Annotated in this window: 8 protein-coding genes and 1 pseudogene; 5 read left to right on the forward strand and 4 right to left on the reverse strand. The window is 76.6% G+C overall.

Translation table 11 applies throughout. The features are described 5' to 3' along the window. Positions 1-31: 31 nt before the first annotated feature. The 4 genes and pseudogenes from AC6JBM_RS03740 to AC6JBM_RS03755 all read right to left on the reverse strand — a co-directional run. Positions 32-1,108, reverse strand: a pseudogene (locus AC6JBM_RS03740) (MFS transporter); the annotation flags it as partial. After that, entirely contained in the window at positions 1,102-2,433 is a 1,332-nt protein-coding gene (locus tag AC6JBM_RS03745; RefSeq protein ID WP_497982213.1) for a condensation domain-containing protein, read from the reverse strand. The gene AC6JBM_RS03745 and the pseudogene AC6JBM_RS03740, both read right to left, overlap by 7 nt. A gap of 22 nt (positions 2,434-2,455) precedes the next feature. Beyond that, positions 2,456-3,796, reverse strand: a complete 1,341-nt coding sequence (locus tag AC6JBM_RS03750; RefSeq protein ID WP_497982214.1) for a condensation domain-containing protein — start codon at positions 3,794-3,796, stop codon at positions 2,456-2,458. Next, entirely contained in the window at positions 3,793-5,541 is a 1,749-nt protein-coding gene (locus AC6JBM_RS03755) for an AMP-binding protein (RefSeq protein ID WP_497982215.1), read from the reverse strand. The genes AC6JBM_RS03750 and AC6JBM_RS03755 overlap by 4 nt, the downstream gene beginning before the upstream one ends. Before the next feature lie 372 nt (positions 5,542-5,913). Here AC6JBM_RS03755 and AC6JBM_RS03760 point away from each other — a divergent pair, with 372 nt between their 5' ends. From AC6JBM_RS03760 to AC6JBM_RS03780, 5 genes are all read left to right on the forward strand, one after another. Further along, complete coding sequence (locus tag AC6JBM_RS03760; RefSeq protein ID WP_497982216.1) at positions 5,914-7,056, forward strand: phosphotransferase; 1,143 nt, start codon at positions 5,914-5,916, stop codon at positions 7,054-7,056. Positions 7,057-7,059: 3 nt separating this feature from the next. Then, the gene (locus AC6JBM_RS03765; RefSeq protein ID WP_497982217.1) at positions 7,060-7,797 is read left to right on the forward strand and encodes a thioesterase II family protein; all 738 of its coding nucleotides are present in this window, start codon (positions 7,060-7,062) and stop codon (positions 7,795-7,797) included. Between the two features lie 117 nt (positions 7,798-7,914). Beyond that, the gene (locus AC6JBM_RS03770; protein WP_497982218.1) at positions 7,915-13,215 is read left to right on the forward strand and encodes an AMP-binding protein; all 5,301 of its coding nucleotides are present in this window, start codon (positions 7,915-7,917) and stop codon (positions 13,213-13,215) included. Further along, the gene (locus AC6JBM_RS03775; RefSeq protein ID WP_497982219.1) at positions 13,212-17,738 is read left to right on the forward strand and encodes a type I polyketide synthase; all 4,527 of its coding nucleotides are present in this window, start codon (positions 13,212-13,214) and stop codon (positions 17,736-17,738) included. The genes AC6JBM_RS03770 and AC6JBM_RS03775 overlap by 4 nt, the downstream gene beginning before the upstream one ends. Beyond that, positions 17,735-19,525: a 1-deoxy-D-xylulose-5-phosphate synthase gene (locus tag AC6JBM_RS03780; RefSeq protein ID WP_497982220.1), complete on the forward strand. Its 1,791-nt coding sequence runs from the start codon at positions 17,735-17,737 to the stop codon at positions 19,523-19,525. Before AC6JBM_RS03775 ends, AC6JBM_RS03780 begins: the two co-directional genes overlap by 4 nt. The last annotated feature ends 3 nt before the right edge of the window (positions 19,526-19,528 follow it).

Genomic DNA, 19,528 nt, shown 5'->3' on the forward strand with positions numbered 1-19,528 from the left:
GCGCGGCCAGCGCGGCGAGGCCCACGCCGCCCCCGAGCTGGCCTGCCGTCTGGTAGCCGGCCGTGGCGAGCCCGGCGCGGCGCGGTACGGCCGTGGCGGCGAGCGTCACCGGCACGGACTGCGCGCCGAAGCCGAACGCCAGCAGCGCGAGCGCCGCGACCGGCCACGCCACCGGCGACCGCGCGGTCATCGGGATCAGCGCCGCGATGCCCGCGGCCGTGACCACCGACCCGGCCACCGCGAGCCGCCACGGCGCGCACCGCCGCAGCAGCGCGGGCGCGGCGGCCGAGCCGGCCACGATGCCCAGGCTCAGCGGCAGCAGCAACAGCCCGGCGGTGACCACGCCGAAGCCCAGCACCTCCTGCAGCCACAGGGTGGCGGCGTAGCTCACCCCCACCAGCGCCCCGCAGGACAGCGCCGTCGCGGCGCAGGCGGCCGCCACCCGCCGGGCCGGGAACGCCGCGCGGTCCGGTGCCCGGTCGCCGCCGGCCGGTCCCGCGTGCACGTCCCCGCCGCCCGCCGGCAGCCGCAGCGCGGCGAGCGCGGCCGCCCCGCACAGCAGGCCCGGGAGCCAGAACAGCGCGGCCCAGCCGAGGGACGCGGTGACGAGCCCGCCGAGCACCGGACCGGCGGCCACGGCGGCGGCGCCGAGCGCGCCCCATAGCGCCAGCACCCGCACGCGCTCGGCCGCGGTCCCGGCCGCCGCCATGGCCAGCGCGAGCGCGGCCGGGCTGAACAGCGCCCCGCCGGCGCCCTGCACCGCCCGGCCGGCGAACAGCGCCCCGGCGTCGCCCGCCAGGCCGCACAGCACGCAGCCCGCGGTGAAGACGGCCATGCCGGCGACGAACGGCAGCCGGGGCCCGGCCCGGTCCGCGGCCAGCCCGCCGAGGAGCAGGCAGGCGCCGAACACCAGCGTGTAGCTGTCGACCACCCACGGCAGCTGCGCCGGGGCGATGCGCAGGTCGTGCCGCATGGCCGGCAGCGCGACGTTGACGATCGTCGCGTCGGCGAGCACGACGAAGTTCGCCACGCACGCGATGAGCACGGTGGCCCGCCGCCGGCCGGGCAGCGCCGCCGCCGTCGCCGCCCGGGCCGGTGCCGTCACCATCGCAGCGCCGCCGCGGCCTCGGCGAGGACGGCCGCGAACTCCCCGGCGACCGCGGCCAGCCGCTCGGGCGGGTACAGCCCGTCGTGCCCGCAGACGTCGCCGCCGAGGGCCCCGTCGGGGTCGCGGCGCAGGTTGTACGACAGCGGCAGCACCTCGGGGTGGTCCTCGGTGTGCCGGGGGGACAGCCGCATCGGGTCGATCGGGCGGGCGGCGATGCGCACCGCCCGGCCGTCCGGCGCGCTCAGCGTCGCGGCCAGGGGCGCGGCCGCCGGCAGGTAGTTGTACCGGGTGTCGAAGAGGCGCTGCCGGCGCGCGGTCAGGTCGTCGGGGACCACCTGACGGATCCGGCCGAGCGGCAGCTGGTGGGCGAGCGCCTCCCGGTACGCGCGGGCCACGTCGGCGACGAGCCCCGGGAAGTCCCGGGAGCGCGACACGTCGACCCGCACCGGCAGATGGTCGAGCAGCGGGCCGACGACCCGCTGGGCGCCCGGCCGGTCGCGGCCCGCGCGAGTGACGCCGACGACCTGGTCGTCGCCGGCGTGCGCGCGGCGGGCCAGCAACAGCGTGGCCAGCAGCGCGGTGCTGAGGCCCCCGCCGTGCTCGGCCGCGGCGCGGCGCAGCGCCTCGGCGGCCGGGGCGGGCAGCGGCGCGATCGGTGCGCAGATGAACCGGCCGCCGACGGGCGGCAGCGGGGCCAGCGGCGGCAGGTCGCGCAGGCGCTCGCGCCACCACCGCTCGTGGCCGGCGTCGCGCGCCGCCCGCTCGGCCGCCGTGTGGTCGCCCAGGTGCAGGGCCAGGCGGGGCAGGCGCGCCGCCCGGCCCTGCAGCACCGCCCGGCAGCAGCGGACCAGCTCGTCGTGCAGGACGCCGTGCGACCAGCCGTCGAAGATGAGGTGGTGCACGAACAGCGCCAGCACGAAGCGGTCCGGGCCGAGCCGCAGCAGCGAGGCGTGCCACAGCGGCGGGCGGTCCAGCACCCGGGGCCGCTGCGACTGCGCGACGATGTGCGCGTCCGCGCTCGCGCCCGGATCGGCCGCGCCCGCGAGGTCGATCACCGTGAGGTCGGCCTCGAGCGACGGCATGACGATCTGGTCCACGTCGGGATCGGGGCCGCCGGGGCGGATCCGGAACCCGGTGCGCAGGGCGGCGTGCCGTTCGGTGAGGCCCGCGAGCGTGACGCGCACCGCCTCGGCGTCGAGCGGGCCCTCGACGTCCCAGGCGATCGGGAGGCTGTAGTACGAGCGGCCCGCCGCGCACGCGCGCACCCAGTCCCGCTGGTAGTAGCTGGCGGGCCGGTGGGCCGGTTCGGCCAGTGTCCGGGTCATGACCGGGATCTCCCTTCGGTGCTCACAGGCCGGCCACGAGCGCGGCCAGGCCGAGGTCCGGCTCCCGGGCGGCCCGCCGCAGCACGCCGCTGAACCGTTCGGCGAACCGGCGCACCCGCGCGGGGCCGTGCAGCTCGCCGTCGCCCTCCACCTCGCCGGTGAGCCGGCCGCCGTCGATGCGCGGCCGGTAGGCGACGGTCGCGTCCCCGAGCCACCACCCGTCGGGCCGGGTCTTGACCATGCCGTAGGGCACGGCCCGTTCGTCGCCGGGCGCCGCGGGTGCGGCCCCGGCCGGCCGCGGGGCCGGCGGCAGGAAGTTGAGGTTCACCGCGAACACCGGGGCCTGCCGCCGCGGCAGCAGCGGGGCCAGGCACCCCAGCGGCAGCCGGTGCTCGTAGGCGTCGAGCAGCGCCTCCCGGACCCGGCCGACCAAGCCGCGGAAGGTCGGGCCGCCCCCGAGGCCGACCACCAGCGGCAGCTGGTCGGCGAGGCAGCCGACCACCGGGCGCAGGTGCGGCTGGTCGCGGTTGCCGACGGTCAGCCCGATCACGACCCGCTCGGCCCGCGCCGACTCGTGGTGCGCGGCGACGGCCGCAGCCGCGAGCACCGCGGTCATCGTCGTGCGCCCGCCCGCGGCGAGCCGCTGCAGCGCGGCGACCACGTCGGCCGGCAGCACGGGCAGCGCCGGGCGCTCGACGAGGTGGCCGGCGTGCGGGCCGGCCGGGTACGGCAGGCCGAACGTGTCGTCGCACCCGGTCAGGGCCGCCTCCCAGTAGCGCCACTGCGCCGCGGTCGGCCGCACACCGCGCTCCTGCCGGGCGTAGTCGGCCATGTGGGTCACCGGCCGGGGCAGCCGCTCGCCCCGCCACAGCCGGGCCGCCTCGTCGGCGAGCACCTGACTCGTGCTCAGGTCGCTGACGGCATGGTGCAGCCACAGCACCAGGACGTGCCGGTCGTCCGCCGCGTGCAGCTCGGCGCGGGCCAGGGGAGCGTCCAGGAGCCGGAACGGCCGTTGCGAGCCGGCCAGCAGCCAGCCGGGCAGCAGCTCGCCCGCGCGGCCGTCGTGGCGTTCGCGGGTCAGCTCCAGCCGGGCCGCGTCCGCGACCCGCTGCTCGACCGGCGAGCCGGAACCGGCCCCGCGGGTCAGCACGGTGCGCAGGGCGCCGTGCCGCGCCGTCAGCTCGTCGAGCAGCCACCGCACGCGCTCGGCCGGGGCCGGCCCGGGCAGCTCCACGACGGCCGGCACGTTCACCGCGGACTCGCCTTCGGCGAGGAAGGACTCCTGGCTGTACGACAGTGGCGCACTCACCGCCGAAGCCGGCGCGGGCGGCCCGGCGACCGCGCCGGTCGTCGCCGCGCTCACGCGGGCACCCCGCTCAGCTCGTCGCCGTCGGCCGGGGCGGCGGCGTCGACGCGTGCGGCGAACTCCCGCAGGCTCGTGCTGTCGAGCAGGTCGCGGACCGTGACCCGGCGCCCGAGTTCCTCCGACAGCTCGCTGACCACCTCCATGGCCGCCAGTGACGCGCCCCCGAGCTGCAGGAAGTCGTCGCCCGCGGAGACCGGGCCGACGTCCAGCGCCACCGACCACAGCTCGGCCGCGCGGACCTCGGTCGGCGTGCTCGGCGGCTCGTAGGGCCGGGCGTCCGCGTGCTGCTCCAGATCCTTGCGCAGCTGCCGCTTGTCGACCTTGCCGATCATGTTGCGCGGCATGTCCTCGACCACGACGATCCGCAGCGGCGCGGCCGCGCCCTGCCGCTCGCGCGCGAACTCCTGCAGGGCCGCGAGGTCGAGGCCGGGCCGGGCCCGGACGGCGGCCATCACGCACTCCGTGAGCACCGGGTGGGGCACGCCGCACACGGCGGCCTCCACGACGCCCGGGAACTCCATCAGCGACGCCTCGACGTCCAATGTGGACACGTTGAGCCCGCCGGTGTTGACGAGGTCCGGGTTGCGGTCGACCAGATAGAAGTAGCCGTCGGCGTCGACGCGGCCGATGTCGCCGGTGCGGGTCCAGCCGCCGTCGAGGAACACCGCCGACTCCGCGGTCTCGCCGTCGTAGCGCCGCTGCGGCGCGTCGCTGCGCAGCTGGACGTCGCCGGCCACGCCCGCCGGGGCCAGGCCGCCGTCCGGCAGGACGATGCGCACCTCGGACCCGGCGGCCGGGCGGCCGAGCGAGCGCGGCCGGGCGCGGTCGAAGTCGGTGGCCATCCGGCGCGGCCAGCACTCGGTGGTCGAGTAGACGTTGCGGATGCGCGCCGCCGGGAAGAGTTCGGCGAGGGCCTGCAGCGTCGCCGGGTGGATCGGGGCGCTGGTGGTGCGGACCTGCTCCACGCTGCCGAGGTCGTAGTCGCCCCGGGCGCCGGCGGTGACCAGCGCGATCGCCATCGCGGGCACCAGCACCAGATCCGTCGGCCGGAACCGGTCGATGGCCTCGAGCACCTCCGCGGGGACGAACTGCGGCAGCGTGAGCGTGCGGTGCGGTGCGGGGCCGAGCGGCTGCACGAGCAGGCCCTGGCCGACGGTCGTGCCCGGCGGCAGCGCGTGCAGCGCGGTGCGCGGTGCGCGCGCCCGCGAGCGCATCAGGGAGAACAGCAGGTTCTCGTGCGTGGCGACGACGCCCTTGGGCCGCCCGGTGGTGCCCGAGGTGTAGATGATCTCGGCGTCGTCGGCGGGTGAGACCGCCACGGCGAGCGGCGTCTGCGGCCGGTCCGCGATCAGCTCGGCCACGGTGCACCGCGGCCCGTCGACGAGGTCGCTGTCGCCGACGACGAGCACCGCGCGGGACGCGAGGAAGGCCGCCGTGGCCTGCTCGCGCCCGGCCGACGGGGACACCGGCACCGCGACGGCGCCCGCCTTGAGCACGCCGGCCCAGGCCACGGCGTAGTCGGTCCAGTGGCGTGCGGAGACGTTGAGCAGGACGCGGGAGCCGGGCGTCACGCCCCGCGCGGCCAGCCCGTGGGCGGCGGCGTCGGAGGCGGCGTCCCAGTGGCCGAAGGTCAGGGCGACCCCGCCGGCCACCTCGTGCGCCACCGCGCCGGGCCGCTGCGCCGCGCGCAGGCGCAGCTGATCGGGAATGGTCCACCGCACCGCTTCGTGGGTTTGCGTCACCGATGATTCCTCTCGCTCAAGATTGCTCCGAGGTGGTGCCACAACGCGCATCACGCTAGGTGTGCGCGGCGACGGGCGGCAATCCGAAAAGCGATTCCCGGTATCCCTTTCGCGGGCCATCGGGAGGACGTATGCCCAGCTTGTAAAGCCATTGTTGCCGAATCGTGAATGTCGATCAATGCGGCCTGCGCGTTACTCCGCCGTCTTCGGGAATTTACTTCAAAGACTCGTACCAATATCGTCGGTCAATGTTCGATCATTGCCGCGCCGATCCGTGCCGGGAAATCGTTTTTCGAAAACGGGGCCACTGGTGACCGGATCGCTACGTTACGATGTGCCGGTTCTGTTGCCTGCTGTCACCGTGAGGGCGAGTTGCCGGATACTCAGATCGACGCCGAGCTGTCCGCCGAGGCGCGTAGCGTGCTCGGCCGGGACGACGTCAGTTTCACCCCGCTCGCGCATGGCCAGCGCATCGGCGTGACCTCCGGAGTCTTCCGGGCTCAGGCCGGTGACGCCCGCGCGGTCGTCAAGGTCGTCGCGCCCGCGGCCGACGCCGGTGGCAAGGTCTGGCGCGGCTCGCACGACCCGGCCAACTACCGGTTCTGGGAGCGCGAGGCGCTGTTCTACGAGGCCGGCCAGCCGCAGGCCTACACCGACGCGGGGATCGCCCTGCCCGGCCTGCTCGGCGCGTTCCGGCGCGGGGGCGGCGAGATCAGCCTCTGGATGCAGGACGTGTCCGGCAACGGCGGGGCCACCTGGACCGTGCGGCGCACCGAGGAGCACGCCCGGCAGCTCGGCCGCGCGCAGGGCACCTGCCTGGTCGACGACGCCTGGCGCAAGTCGGCGGTGCCGTTCAGCCGCAACGTCCTGCGCGACTACCTCGACACCCCGGACGCGACGTCGCCCGACATCAACTGGGAGATGCTCGAGAACGCCGACGCCTGGGACACCCGCCTCATGCGGACCCACTTCGGCGGGCAGCTGCGCGAGGACGTGCTGCGGCTGTGCCGGGAGCGGTACGAGTTCGTGAGCTGGGGCGAGGCGCTGCCGCACACGCTGTGCCACCACGACCTGTGGCCCAACAACGTCTTCGAGCACGAGGGGCGCCTGGTCCTGGTCGACTGGGCCTTCGCCGGCGAGGGCTGGGTCGGCGGCGACATCGGCAACTTCGTGTCGGACACGGCCCTGGACCTGCTGCGCCCGTCCGATGAGCTGCCCGCGCTCGACGAGGGCGTCTTCCGGGGATACGTGCAGGGCCTGCGCGACGCCGGGTACGACGCCGACGAGCGGGCGGTCCGGCTCGGCATGTGCGTGATGGCGGCCAAGTGGACGTGGCTGATCCCGGTGATGCTGACCCGCGCCACCCGCGACAACCACGAGGTCTACGGCAGTCAGGCGGTCGACGCGGACCGGCTCTACGCGGAGCGGGCCAACGTGTTCCGCATGCTGGTGGCGTGGGCCGCGGAGGCGCGCGCGCTGGCCGCCGAGCTCTTCCCGGCCGCGGCCCAGCCGTAGGCCGTGCCCGACGTCAACCCCTGGCTGCCGCTGCCGCCCGGGTCGCCGGACGCGCATCCGGTGTACTGCCTGCCGTACGCGGGCGGCAGCGCGGCCATCTACCGGCCCTGGCGGCGGCAGGCCCCGCCCGGGATCGCCGTCGTGCCCGTGCAGCCGCCCGGCCGCCGGGAGCGCTTCGAGGAGCCGCCGCTGACCTCGGCGGTGGCCATGGCCGAGCAGGCCGGAGCGGCGATCCTGCCCACCCTGCGCGGCCCGTACTCGCTGTTCGGCATCAGCATGGGCGCGCTGGTCGCGTTCGAGCTGGCGCACTGGCTCAGCGAGCGCGGCCGGCCGCCGGTGCGCCTGTTCGTCGCGTCGTACCCGGCGCCGCACGTGCCGCGGACGCTGCCCCGCGTCCACGACAGCCCGGACTCGACCGTGGTGGAGCTGCTCTCGGCGCTGCGCGTCACCCCGCCGGAGATCCTGGCCAGCGAGGAGATGCGCAACCTGCTCATGCCGCTCATCCGGGCCGATCTCGCGGTCACCGAGACCTACGTCCCGCGGGTCCGGGAGCCCCTGCGCATGCCCGTGACGGTCCTGCGCGGCGTCGACGACCCGCACCTGTCCGAGGACTCCGCGCGGGCGTGGTCCGCGCTCACGGAGGCCGCCTGCACGGTGGAGCGCTTCGACGCCGGTCATTTCCTCGTGCACGAGCGACCGGCCGAGGTCATGCGCCTGCTGGCCGCCCCCGCCGCCGGGTAATCCCTCTCACGCATCTCCATACGCCGATGCTTGACAGGTGGACGGCCTGCACGGAAGGCTGCGCATAGCACGCGAGAGAGCGCTATCAGCCGGACGCCAAAGGGGGGCTTTCGCATCGTGCCTTCGGGGGAGGCTTTAGCATGCACGATTGTCGATTTACTCAGCGAGACGGCGCAGCGCAGCCCGGACACGGTCGCCTACCGGTTCCTCGGTGACGGCGAGGCCGAGACCAGCGCGCTGACCTGGGGCGAGCTCGACCGGCAGGTCCGCAGCGTCTCGGCCTACACGACCCGGCACTGCGCGCGCGGCGATCGGGTCGTCCTGCTGGTACCGCCACGACTCGCGTTCCTGCCGGCGTTCCTCGGCGTGCTGCACGCCGGGTGCGTCGCGGTGCCGGTCGCACCGCCCGGCGCCGCCGCCGCGCACCTCACGGCCCTGCGCCGCATCATCGCCGACGCGGGCGCCGCGCTGGTGCTGCACGACGTGCCGGGCGACGGGGACGACCTGACCGGCAGCGGTGCCGTGGTCCGGCCGCTCGGCGAGGCCCTCGGCTGCGAGCCGGCGGATGGGGCGCCGGCCGCCGATGTGCGGGACCTGGCGTTCCTGCAGTACACCTCGGGCTCCACCGGCGACCCGAAGGGCGTCATGGTGACCCACGCCAACCTCATGGCCAACGAGGCGCAGATCGCCGGGGTCTTCGGCACCACCCCCGCCGACGTGGTGGTCAGCTGGCTGCCGTTCTACCACGACATGGGCCTCATCGGCGCCGTGCTGCACCCGCTCTACGCCGGGGCCACCGCCGTGCTCATGCCGCCCACCGCGTTCCTGCGCCGCCCGCTGCGGTGGCTCGGCGCGATCAGCCGGTACGGCGGCACGATCAGCCCCGCGCCGGACTTCGCCTACCACCTCTGCGCCCAGATCGCCGCCGCGAACGGGGTGCCGGACGGGCTCGACCTGCGTTCGTGGCGGGTCGCCTGCGACGGCAGCGAACCGGTGCGCCCCGCGACCGTGCGCCGTTTCAGCGAGGTGTTCGCCGGCAGCGGGTTCGACGGTGCCGCGTTCGCCCCCTCCTACGGCATGGCCGAGGCCACCCTGCTCGTCAGCGGCGTCGCGCCCGGCCGGGCGCCGCGCATCGTGCCGTTCGACCGCGGGGACGGCCACCCGACCGAGGTGGTCTCGTGCGGCCCGTGGAGCGTCGACGAGGTCCTCGTCGTGCGCGACGGCGTCCCCGCCGGCGACGGCGTCGAGGGCGAGGTGCTCGTGCGCGGCCCGAACGTCGCCGCGGGCTACTGGCGGCGCCCGGAGCAGACCGGGGCGACGTTCGGCTGCCGCGTCGGCGAGCACACCTACCTGCGCACCGGCGACCTCGGGTTCGTCCGCGACGGCGAGCTCTTCGTCACCGGCCGCGCCACCGACCTCATCATCGTGCGCGGCCGTAACCACCACCCGAACGACATCGAGACGACCGCCCAGACCGCCGACCCGAGCCTCCCGGCGGGCGTCGGCGCGGTCTTCACCGACGGCGACGACCTCGTGCTCGTGCAGGCCGTGCGGGGCGACGCCGACCCCGGCCGGCTCACCGACACGATCCGCGCGGCGGTGAGCGAGGCCCACGGCGTGCACCTCGACCACGTCGTGCTGGTCCCGCCCCGGGCCGTGCCCCGTACCACGAGCGGCAAGGTCCGCCGGTCCGAGTGCCGCCGCCGGTACCTCGCGGGTGAGCTGCCGGTCCTGACCGTCGCCGCCGGAGCGGCGCCCGGGGACGGGGCCGCCACCGGCCCGGTCGACCCGCGCATCGGCGAGGCGATCGCCGCCGTCCTCGGCGTGGAGCCGGCGTCGGTACGCCCCGGCACCCCGCTGACCGCGCTCGGCCTCGACTCGCTGCGCGCGCTGCGGGTGCAGGACGAGCTGGCGACCCGCACCGGCGCCGAGGTGCCGCTGTCGGTCCTGCTCGGCGGCGCCACCCCGGCGTCCCTCGCCGGGGAGCTCGCGCGGTACACCGGCGGCGCGGACGGCACCGGCGAGCAGGACCAGCCCGGCCCGGACGGCGACGGCGAGCAGGACCAGCCCGGCCCGGACGGCGACGGGGGCATGACGGTCGGGCAGCGGGCGCTCGCGTTCCTCAGCGCCGTCGACGCGCGCGGCGCCGCCGACTACACCATCGCGCGTTCGGTACGGCTGCCCGAAGACCTCGAGCCGGCCGTGTTCGCGCGGGCCGTCTCCGCCGTCGTCGCCCGGCATCCCGCGCTGCGCAGCCGGTTCGCGGGCGAGCCGGGCGAGCAGACGCTGACCGTGCGCGAACCGGGGGAGGCCGCCTGGTGCACCGTGCACGAGCTGGCCGCGCCGGACGAGCTCGAGGCGCGGACCCGGCGGCTGCTCGGCACACCCCTGGACCTGGCCGCCGACCCCCTGTTCGGGTGCACCGTCCTCACCGCGCCCGGCGTGGCTCCCGTCCTGGTGCTGCGGGTCTCGCACCTCGTGGCCGACCTGCACTCCATCGCCCGCGTGATGGACGAGATCCTGCGGGTCTGCCGCGGCGAGGCGCTGCCGCCGCCGCCCGCCGCGTTCGCCGGCGTCGTCGCCGAGGAGGCCGCGTACCTGCGGGCACCCGGGACCGCCGCGCTCGCCGAACGCCTCGCCGCCGGGCTGCGCGACCTGCCCGACGTGCGCTGGCCGGTCCCCGCGCCCCGCGGCGGCACCGACGCACCCGGCGCGGCCGTCACCATGCGGCTCGACGCCCCGGCCACGGCCGGGCTGCACGCGCTCGCCCAGGCCGAGCGGACCACGCTGTTCGCGGTGCTGCTGGGCCTGTACGGGCTGTTCCTCACCGGCCTGACCGGCAACGACACGATCGCCGTCGGGGTGCCGTTCGCGGCCCGGGAGGGCAGCCGCCGCCGTGGCGCGGTCGGGTACCTGGTGAACACCCTGCCGATCCGCCTGCACCTGCCGCCCGGCACGACGCCCGCGGCGGCGGTCCGGGCCGCACGCCAGGCCCTCTTCGACGGCATGGACGCGGCCCGCGTGCCGCTCGCCGTCGTCGCCCGGCACCTGCGCCGCTCCCGCACGGCCGCCGCGGCGCTGTTCCCGGCCCTGTTCGACCTCCTCGACGACCCGGAGCCGGGCGTCACCGGCCTCGGCGCCGCCGGGCTGGACCTGCCCGGCGCGGTCGTGACCGCCGGGGCGCAGCGGTTCACGCCGTACCTCGCCGGCACCCCGCGCCCCCTCGCCGACCTCGACGTGGCGTTCACCGCCGCCGGGGACGAGCTGCGGGGCCGGTTCGCCTACGACGGCCGGGTCTTCGACGACGCCACCGGCGCCCTCCTGGCCGAGCTGTTCACGAGCCTGGTGCGCCACGCCGCCACCGCCCCGCACGCGCCCCTCGCCTGGCACGGCGGCCCGCCGGGAGCGCTCGCGGCGCCGCCGATGTCGGTGCTGCCCGCGCCGGACGGCGACGAGCCGCCGCGGGCGCTCGGCGCGCTCTTCGCCGAGCAGGCCGCCCTGCGCCCGGACGCCGAGGCCGTGGCCCGGGCCGGTGAGCGCTGGACCTACGCCCGGCTCGCCGCGCAGGCGGCCGCGGCCGCCGCCGTCCTGCCCGCCGTGCGCGCCTCGGCCGCGGTCGGCACCCCGCTGGTCGGCCTGTGCTTCGCCGATCCGGTGCGGTTCCTGACCGGGATGCTCGCCGCGTGGTCCAAGGGCTACGGGATCGTGCCGCTGCCCGCCGACTTCCCGGACGAGCGCCTCGCGTACATGATGGACGACTGCGACCTGGGTGCCGTGCTCGCCGACGAGCACGACGGGCACGCCGAGCGGCTGGCCCGCCTCGCCGGCCCGGCCCGGCCCGTCGTCAGCCTGCCCGTCGTCACTCTGCCCGTCGTCACCCGGCCCGGCGCCGACGCGCCCGAGCCCGCCGGAGACGGCGGTCCCGTGCTCGACGCCGGCGACGTGGTCTACGTGGTGTACACGTCCGGCACGACCGGCCGGCCCAAGGGCGTGCCGATCACCTCGGCGCAGGTCCTGCCGCTGCTGCGCTGGCAGGTGAAGGGGCTCGGCGCCGGCCCGGGGATGCGGCTGGCCCAGACCCTCGCCCTGTCGTTCGACTTCGGGCTGCAGGAGCTCATGACGACCGTGCTGTTCGGCGGCACGCTGTGCGTCCCGGAGCCCGTGGAGCGCTACGCGCCCGACGCCTTCGGCGCGTTCCTGCGCCGCGACCGGGTCGAGACCCTGTTCGCCACCCCGTCGTTCCTGCGCGAGCTGGTGGCGCACGGCGTCTCGCTCGCCGGGCTGCGGCTGCTGGTGCTCGGCGGGGAGATGCTCACCGCCGCCGCCGTCCGCGACGTGCTGCCGCTGCTGGGCCCGGGCACGGGCATCATCAACGGGTACGGGCCGACCGAGGCGAGCATCAACTGCACGATGCACTTCGTGGACCGGGCCCGGATCACCGGAGCCGACGGCGGCCCGCCCGCCGACGGTGCCCTGCCGGTCGGCGCGGCCACCGGGCGCAGCGACGTCTACGTCCTCGACGAGCGCGGCCGGCTCCTTCCGGCCGGTCTCGTCGGCGAGGTGTACATCGGCGGCCCCGGCGTCGCCGCGGGCTATCTGAACCGTCCCGGCGAGACCGAGGCCCGGTTCCTGCCCGACCCCGTCGCCGGCTCCGGCGTCATGTACCGCACCGGCGACGTCGGCCTCGTCACCGGCGGCGAGCTGCTGCTGCTCGGCCGCCTCGACCACCAGGTGAAGATCCGCGGCTACCGGATCGAGCTCGGCGAGGTGGAGGCCGTGCTGCGCGACTGTCCCGGCGCCGAGGACGCGGTCGCCCTGCTGGACCGCGGCGCGGAACCGGCCCGGATCGTCGGCGTCGTCGTCGGCACCGCCTGCGACCCCGCGGCGGCCCGTGCGGAGCTCGCCCGGCGACTGCCCGCGTACATGGTGCCGGGGCGGATCATCCGGGTCGCGGCACTGCCCCGGACCGCGCACGGCAAGCTCGACGAGGACGCCCTGCTGCGCCGCTCCCGCGAGGAGCGCGCGGTCACCGGGCACGGCGGGGTGCGATCGGCGGTCGCCGGGGCCTGGCAGGAGCAGCTCGGCCTGGACCGCGTCGACCCGGACGCGAACTTCTTCGAGCTCGGCGGGCACTCCCTCGCGGTGGTCCCGATGCTCGCGGCGGTCTCCGAGCGCGTCGGCGTCGGCAAGCTCCCGCTGCACACGCTCTTCGAACATCCGACCGTGCGGCTGCTCGCCGAGCACGTCGAGCAGCTGCTCGCCCGGCAGGCCGGTGCGCCGGCCGCGGCACCCGGCTCGTCCGGCGGCGACGGCACCGATGCCGCGCCACCGGCCCGGCCGGTCGCCCGGCGGCAAGCCCGCGGCCGGCAGCGGGGCCTGGCCGACCGATCCGCACGTCCGCAAGGAGTATCTGAGTGACCGAGCATGTGGTGACCTCCCCGGCCGACATCGCCGTGATCGGCATCGGCTGCCGCTTCCCGGGTGCCGCGGACCCGGACGAGTACTGGCGCAACCTCCGCGAGGGCATCGAGTCCATCGCGATGCACGGCGACGAGGAGCTGCGCGCCCGGGGCGTGCCCGAGCACCTGCTGGAGAACCCGCGGTACGTGAAGGCATCGGCCGTGCTCGAGGGAGCGGAGGACTTCGACGCGGCATTCTTCGGCTACAGCAACCGCGAGGCCGAGGTGATGGACCCGCAGCACCGGGTCTTCCTCGAGTGCGCGCACGCGGCGCTGGAGGACAGCGGCTACGACCCGCGCCGCTACGCCGGGCTCATCGGCGTCTACGGCGGCAGCACCATGAACACGTACCTGCCGATGAACCTCATGGCCGGCGGCGGTGTCGTGGACGTCGTCGGCGACCTGCAGATCATGGTCGGCAACGACAAGGAGTACCTGACCTCGCGGGTGTCGTACAAGCTCGACCTGCGCGGCCCGAGCTGCGTGGTGCAGACCGCGTGCTCGTCGTCGCTCGTCGCGGTGCACGTCGCGGTCCAGGCACTGCTCAGCGGCGAGTGCGACATGGCCCTGGCCGGTGGCTCGTCGATCCGGATGCCCGTCGGCGGCGGCTACCTGCACCAGCCCGGCGGCACCTCGTCGCCGGACGGGCACTGCCGCGCCTTCGACGCCGACTCGGGCGGATCCGTCGTCGGCAGCGGCGCCGGGGTCGTCGTGCTCAAGCACCTCGCGGACGCGCTGCGCGACGGCGACCACATCTACGCGGTCGTCAAGGGCAGCGCCGTCAACAACGACGGCGCCACGAAGGCCAGCTTCACCGCCCCGAGCGTGCTCGGCCAGGCCCAGGCCGCGGCCGGTGCGGTCCGCGCGGCCGACGTCGACCCCGCCGACATCGGGTTCGTCGAGGCCCACGGCACCGCCACCCCGCTCGGCGACCCGATCGAGGTCGCCGCGCTGACCCAGGCCTTCCGGCAGTGGACCGACCGCGTGCAGTACTGCGCGCTGGGCTCGGTGAAGACGAACATCGGCCACCTCGACGCGGTCGCCGGCATCGCCGGGTTCATCAAGGCGGTGCAGACCGTCCGGCACGGGCTGATCCCGCCGACGCTGCACTTCCGCAGCCCGAACCCGCAGCTGCGCCTCGACGACAGCCCGTTCTACGTCAACAACGCGCTGACCGAGTGGGAGTCCGACGGCCCGCGTCTCGCCGCGGTCAACTCGCTGGGCATGGGCGGTACCAATGCGCATGTCATCATCGAGGAACCACCGCGGCCCGCGCCCTCGGACCCCGCGGAGCGCGGCCAGCTGCTCGTGCTCTCCGCGCGCACGTCCACCGCGCTGCACGAGTCCACCGCCCGGCTGGCCCGCTGGCTGCGCGAGCACCCGGCGGCCAACCTCGCCGACGTCGCGTACACCCTGCAGATGGGCCGCCGGCCGATGCCGCACCGGCGCACCGTCCTGGCCCGCGACGTGGAGGACGCCGCCTACGCGCTCGACGCGCCGTCGTCGAAGCGGGTGCTCACCCACCGCGCCGACCCGCCGGCGTCCGGGGTCGCGTTCCTGTTCCCGGGGCAGGGCACCCAGTACCCGGGCATGGCCCGCACCCTGCACGAGACGATGCCCGCCTTCCGCGACGCGGTCGAGGAGTGCCTGGCCGCGCTGGAGCCGGACTTCGCGGCGCGGCTGCGCGAGCTGCTGCTGGCCAAGGGATCCACGACCGAGCTGGCGGACCGGCTGCGCGACACCGCCTTCGCCCAGCCCGCGCTGTTCGTCGTCGAGTACGCGCTGGTGCGCCTGTTCGCGACCGCGGGCATCCGGCCGGCGGCGATGCTCGGCCACAGCATCGGCGAGCTCGTCGCCGCGACCGTCGGCGGCACCTTCCGCCTCGCCGACGCCCTGCGCTTCGTCGTCGCCCGGGGCGCCGCGCTCTCGGCCCTGCCCGGCGGCGCGATGCTCGGGGTGCCGCTCGCCCCGGCCGACGCCGCGCAGTACCTGGCCGACGGCGCCGAGATCTCCGCGGTCAACGGCCCGGCGGTCATCGTCGTCGGCGGCCCGGCCGAGGCGGTCGACGCCACCGAGCAGCGGCTCAAGGCCGCCGGCATCCCGGCCCAGCGGCTGCACGTCTCGCACGCGTTCCACACGGCCATGACCGAGCCCGCCCTCGGCGCGCTGCTCGCGGCCCTCGACGGTGTCGAGCTGCGGGCGCCGGCCGAGCCGTGGATCTCCAACGTCACCGGCACCTGGATCACCCCGCAGGAGGCGACCGACCCCGGCTACTGGGCCCGGCACGTGCGCGGCACGGTCCGCTTCGCCGACGGCGTCGCGACCCTCGCCGAGCGGGCCGACCTGGTCCTGCTGGAGGCCGGCCCGGGCGGCGTGCTCACCGGGCTCACCCGCGGGGCCGGTCCGTGGGCCGAGGCGATCCGGCCGGTGCCCGGCGCGCAGGACCGCGCCGACGCCCGGCAGAGCGTCCTGTCGGCGGTCGGTGCGCTCTGGGCGGCCGGCATCGAGGTCGACTGGTCCGGGCTGTGGGCCGGGACGCGGCGGCTGCGGCTGTCGCTGCCCACGTACCCGTTCGAGCGCCGGCGGCACTGGGTCGCCCCGCTCGCCGAGGCGCCCGCCGCGGCCACGGCCCCGGCCGCCGTCTCCGGCGACGCGCGCATCCCGTCCCCGGACGGCTGGTGGCACATGCCGGTGTGGACGCAGAGCGCGCCGGTCACCGCGGCCCGCGAGCCCGGCCGGGTGCTGCTGCTCGACGGCGGCACGGGACTCGCCGGCCCGCTCGCCGAGCGGCTGGGCGGCACCGTCGTGGCCTCGGCCGCGGCCCTCGCGGCCCGGCTCGCGGAGACGGGCGGGAATCGCGTCGACCGGGTGGTCCTGCTGCCCGGCGACCCCGGCGCCGGCCTCGAGGGCCTCACCGCGCTCGCCCCGGTCGTCGACGCGGCCCGCCGCCACGCCGGTGACGGTGTCGTCGAGCTCGTGGTCGTCACGAGCGGCGCGTTCGACGTCCACGGCGACGACCCGGTCTCGCCCGGGCTCGCCGCGCTGCACACGGTGGCGCTGCTCGCCCAGCAGGAGCACGCCCAGCTGCGCTCGCGCGGCATCGACCTCGGCGCCGCCGACCCGGTGGCGGCCGGCGTGGACGCGCTCGCCGCGGAGCTCGCCACGGACGGCGCGCCGCAGCTGGTGGCGTACCGGGCGGGCCGTCGCTGGACCCGCACCTACGCCCCCTGCCCGGACGACCGGGCGCCGGCGGCCCCGCGCCCGGGCGGCACCTACGTGATCCTCGGCGGGCTCGGCTTCTTCGGCCGCACCGCCGCCGCGCACCTGCTCGGCACGGCCGGCGCGAACGTCGTGCTGGCCGACATCCGCACCGGCGACGCCGCCTCGCTGCGGGAGCTGGAGGGCCTCGGCGGCACCGTGGAGGTCGTCACCGCCGACTGCGCCGACGAGCACGCGGTCCGCGAGATCCTGCGCCGCACCACCGACCGGCACGGACGCGTCGACGCGGTCCTCTTCGCCGCGGGCCCCTCGGCCACCGAGGGCGTCGCGGGCCTGGCCGAGATGACCGCGGAGAGCCTGGCGCCGCACCTGCGGACCCGGGTCGCCGGGCTGCGCGCCCTCGCCGCGGCCGCCGACGGGCTGCCGGTCGGGGCGTGCCTGCTCGTCACGTCGCTCGTCACCGCGCTCGGCGGCATGGCCACCGCGCCGTACGCCGCGACGAACCTGTGGGCGGAGGCCTTCGCCGCGGCCCGTGGCGCCGGCTCCGAGGGGGCCGCCCGGTGGACCACGGTCGCCTGGGAGCACTGGCGGCGCCCCGGGGAGCAGTCCCTCGGCGGGCAGCGGGAGCGCTACGCCATCGACGCCGACGAGCTGACCGTGACGATCGACGCGGCCCTGCACCGCCCGGCCGGCACGTTCGCGGTCTCCACCGGCCCGCTCGCGACCCGCGTCGCGGCGGCGCGCAAGCCGATCCCGGCCGCGCCCGCCCCGGAGCCCTCCGGCGGCGACGCGCCGCAGCGGCACGGCCGGCCCGACGTCGACACCGTCTACGTCGCGCCCCGCAACGAGGACGAGCGGCTCGTCGTCGAGGTGATGGGCCAGCTGCTCGGCATCGAGCGCGTCGGCGTCCTGGACAACTTCTTCGACCTCGGCGGCGACTCGCTCATGGCGATGCAGCTCATCTCGCTGCTGCGCGACAAGCTGCGGACCTCGCTGCCGATGTCGGACATGTTCCGCGACCCGACGGCGGCCTCGCTCGCCGCGGCCATCGCCGAGCACCTGGCCGGCGGCGGCGCTCCCGCCGCCGACGCCCCGGCTCCCGCCGGCTCCCCGGCCTCCGCGGACGTCGTGGAGGACGGCGAGATCGAGGCGCTGCTCGCCGCCGGCTCCGCGCAGGAGATGGAGGACCTGCTCAACGAGCTGGAGCAGCAGGACCTCGGCGACCGCGAGCCGGCGGGCCGGCAGGACGGCCCGGCCCTGTGACCGCCGCCGACCTGGAACTCGACCTCGGCGGCCTGACCGTCGCCGAGCTGCGCGCCGCCGGGCCGGAACGCCTCGGCCACCTGGCCCGCGCGGCCCGCGACCTCGTCGTGCGCAGCGTCGCGGCCCGCGGCGGGCACCTCGGCCCCAACCTCGGCGTCGTCGAGCTGACGTTCGCGCTGCACCGCGTCTTCGACAGCCCCGAGGACGTCCTGCTCTGGGACACCGGCCATCAGTCGTACATCCACAAGGTCGTCACCGGCCGCGCCGAGCGGTTCGCGTCGCTGCGGGCCCTCGGCGGGCTGTCCGGCTACCCGTGCCGCACGGAGAGCGAGCACGACTGGGTGGAGAACTCGCACGCGGGGACGTCCCTGTCCTACGCGGCGGGCCTCGCCACCGCGTTCCGCCTCGCCCCGGACGGCGCCGGGACACGGCGGCGGCGGGTGGTGGCGGTCATCGGCGACGGGGCGCTGACGGCCGGCATGGCGATGGAGGCGCTCAACGACATCGCCGACCGCGGCCTCGACGTCGTGGTCGTGCTCAACGACAACGCCCGCAGCTACGCACCCACCACCGGCGCCGTCGCGCAGCTGCTCGCCGAGCTGCGCGCCGACGGCCGGGAGCGGTCGGCCGCCGTGCTCGGCTGCCGGTACCTGGGCCCGGTCGACGGGCACGACGTCGCCGCGACCGAGCGGGTCCTGAGCACCGCCCGGGACACCACCGGCCCGGTGATCGTGCACGTCGTCACGCGCAAGGGCGAGGGCTACGCGCCGGCCGAGCGCGACCAGGTCGACCACCTGCACGGCGTCGGCCCGTTCGACGCCGACACGGGCACCGCCGCGGCCGGACCGGCCGGCCGGCGCCCCGCCGGTGACGTGCTCAACGAGACCCTGTGCGAGCTCGCCGCCGCCGACGATCGGGTGGTCGTGGTGGCCGCGGCGATGACGAGCGCGTCCGGGCTGGACCCGTTCACGCGGCGGTTCCCCGGCCGGATCCTCGACGTCGGCATCGCCGAGCAGCACGCGGTGACCCTCGCCGCGGGCCTCGCGATGGCGGGCATGCGGCCGGTCGTGGCGATCCACGCGACGTTCCTCGGCCGCGCCTTCGACCAGCTGCTGTTCGACGTCGGCCTGCACGACCTGCCGGTCGTCTTCGTCGCCGACCGGGCCGGGATCACCGGCGGCGACGGGCCGTCGCACCACGGGCTCCTGGACGTGGCGCTGCTGCGGCACGTCCCGGGCGCCGCGGTCGCCACCCCGTCCGACGCGGCCGAGATGGCGGCGCTGCTGCGGGCCGCGGTCGAGCGCTCCGGCCCGACCCTGGTGCGCTACCACCGCAACCTCCCCGAGGGCCGGCCCGGCGCGGGTCCGGGGGAGCTGTCCGCCCCGCACTGGGCATGGGACGGCACCTCCGGCGACGTGCTGCTCGTCGCGGCGGGGGAGATGACCGCGGTGTCGGCCGCCGCCGCCGAGCGCCTCGCGGACGCCGGCCTGCGCGTCTCCCGGGCCAACGCCCGCTGGCTGCACCCGGTCGACGACCGCCTGGCCGAGGTCGCCGCGGCGCACCGGCTCGTCGTCACGGTCGAGGACCACTGCCGGGCCGGCGGCCTCGGGACCGCCGTCCTGGAGACCCTGTCCGACGCGGGTGTCCACGTGCCGGTGGTCCGCTGCGGCGTGCCCGTGGGCTACCTCCCGCACGGCGACGTGCCGTCCCTGCGGGCCTCGAGCGGACTCGACCCGGAGGCGGTCACCGCCCGGGTGCTGGCCGCCCTCGACGCCGGCCGCTCCTGAGCG

This window comes from Dactylosporangium thailandense (assembly GCF_059739745.1).

Coding starts and splice junctions, on each gene's coding strand:
- AC6JBM_RS03745 (WP_497982213.1), bottom strand. CDS start 2,433: ATGACCCGGACACTGGCCGAACCGGCCCACCGGCCCGCCAGCTACTAC.